At 70.0% G+C, this 2,175-nt stretch carries 3 protein-coding genes; 1 reads left to right on the top strand and 2 read right to left on the bottom strand.

Annotation, left to right across the window (positions count from 1 at the left end; genetic code table 11):
* Both ACWCSD_RS51890 and ACWCSD_RS51885 read right to left on the bottom strand, forming a co-directional pair.
* Nucleotides 1-594, bottom strand: a 594-nt coding sequence (locus ACWCSD_RS51890; protein ID WP_449927175.1) for a serine/threonine-protein kinase, incomplete at its 3' end; no start/stop codon positions are given.
* A gap of 46 nt (nt 595-640) precedes the next feature.
* A complete protein-coding gene (locus ACWCSD_RS51885; RefSeq protein ID WP_358285179.1) occupies nt 641-1,345 on the bottom strand; it encodes a M50 family metallopeptidase in 705 nt (234 codons plus the stop codon).
* 34 nt (nt 1,346-1,379) lie between these two features.
* Between ACWCSD_RS51885 and ACWCSD_RS51880 the strand changes: the two genes are divergently transcribed.
* On the top strand, nt 1,380-2,126 hold the full coding sequence (locus tag ACWCSD_RS51880) for an amidohydrolase family protein (protein ID WP_449927172.1): 747 nt from the start codon (nt 1,380-1,382) through the stop codon (nt 2,124-2,126).
* The last annotated feature ends 49 nt before the right edge of the window (nt 2,127-2,175 follow it).

The following is a 2,175-nucleotide window of genomic DNA, read 5'->3' as shown; positions in this document are numbered from 1 at the left end:
CGTCGAGCCCAGGGAGTAGATGTCGCCGGAGACCGAGTGCGGCTGCCCGGTGAGCACCTCCGGGGCGGCGTGCAGCGGGGTGAACGCCTGGGAGGTGGCCGAGATCTCCGCGTTGTCCACCACCCTGGCCACGCCGAAGTCGGCGATGGCGGGCTCGCCGTAGCGGGAGATGAGGATGTTCTGCGGCTTGATGTCGCCGTGCAGCACCCCGGCCTCGTGCACGGCGGCCAGCGCGCCGGCCAGTTTGACGCCCGCGCGCAGCACGTCGGGCACCGCGAGCGGCCCCTCCTTGCGGACCTTGTCGCGCAGCGAGCCGTTCTCGAAGAAGTCCATCGCGATGTACGGCTTGCCCGAGCGGGTCACGCCGGTGTCGAAGACGGTCACGACGTTGGGATGACCGGTCAGGCGGCCGGTGAGCCGGAGCTCGCGCTGGAAGTGGCGCATGGTGCGCTGGTCGACCCGGTCGACCGACAGGACCTTCAGCGCCACGATCCGGTCGAGGCGCTCCTGGTAGGCGCGGTAGACGACGGCGAAACCGCCCTGGCCCGCCTGATCGAGCACCCGGTAGCCGGGCGCGTCCTCGGCTGGCAACACGGCACTCCCCCCTGTTGCCGGTGAGTTTAATGTGAAATTTCGGCTTTCAGGGGGTCAACGGGTTCATCAGGTACGCGCCGAACACCACCGACACGGCGGCCACGACCAGGAAGAAGAAGACGTAGAAGCCGCCGGGCAGGAACGTCAGCCGGGCGAGCTGGTCGGCGTCGGAGTCTCTGGCCTGCCGCCTGCGCCGCTTGCGCTGCAGCTCGACGATCGGCCGGACGCCGCCGAACAGCAGGAACCACGTCGCGACCATGGCCACGATCTGCTGGACCTGGGCGGGGGCGTACATGGACAGGGCGAACACCGCGCCGCCGGTGACCAGCAGGATCAGCGCGCCGTAGAGGTTGCGGATCAGCAGCAGCATGCACACCAGGAAGAGCAGCACGCTCCAGATCAGCAGCGTGATGCGGCCCTGCTCGGTGAGCCAGGCGGCGGCCAGCCCCAGCAGCGAGGGGGCCAGGTAGCCGGCGAGCGCGGTCAGCACCATGCCGGGGCCGTTGGGGCGGCCCCTGGTCAGCGTGACGCCGGAGGTGTCGGAGTGGAGCCGGATGCCTTCCAGCTTGCGCCGGGTGAGCAGCGCCATGACCGCGTGGCCGCCCTCGTGGGCGATCGTGATCAGGCCCCTGGACACCTGCCAGGGGGTGCGGAACGCGACGACCGCGAGCGCGGCCAGAGCCGAGACCAGCACGACCCAGGGGTCGGGGTCAGGCTGAACCTTGATCAGGTGGGCCCAGAGCATGTCCATCGAGGAGAAACACTAGCCGGGTAAAGTCCCGGCTGTGGCCGCAGAACTACATTCTGACGCGGACGTTCCGGCGTGGTGGCGCGACCTCGGGCTGCCGGGCCTGATCGACCTGCATGTGCATTTCCTGCCCGAACGAATGGAACGCCGGGTCTGGCATCACTTCAACCACGGCGGCCCCTTGATGGGCGCCGGCTGGAAGATCGAGTACGAACGCCCGGTCGAGGAGCGGCTGACGAGGCTGCGCGAGATGGGCGTACGGCGCTTCCCCGCCCTGGCGTACGCGCACCGGCCGGACATGGCGCGCGACCTCAACGCCTGGACGCTCGACTTCGCCCGCCGCAACCCCGACTGCCTGCCGTCGGCGACGTTCTACCCCGAGCCCGGCGTCGCGGACTACGTGCGCGCGGCGCTGGCGGACGGCGTCCAGATCTTCAAGGTGCACCTCCAGGTCGGCGGCTTCGACCCGGCCGGGCCCGAGCTGGACGAGGTCTGGGGGCTGCTGGCGGAGTCGGGCGTGCCCGTGGTCGTGCACGCCAGCTCGGTGCCCGTGCCCGGCGGCCACGTGGGGCCGGGGCCGATCGGCGCGGTGCTGGCCGCCCATCCGCGGCTGCGGGCGGTGATCGCGCATCTGGGCATGCCCGAGTACGAGAGGTTCTTCGAGCTGGCCGTCCGCCATGAGCGGGTCGCCCTGGACACCACCATGGCCTTCACCGACTTCTCCGAGCGCGGCATGCCGTTTCCCAGCCGATTGCGCCCGGTTCTGCGTGATCTCGGGGGATGATGGGACATGGGAAACCCCCTTGATGACGTGGTCGCGATGCCATTCAGCA

Source organism: Nonomuraea sp. NPDC001684, from assembly GCF_053596515.1.
The sequence above is the reverse complement of the archived record's forward strand: the minus strand, read 5'-3'. Positions and strand labels throughout refer to the sequence as shown.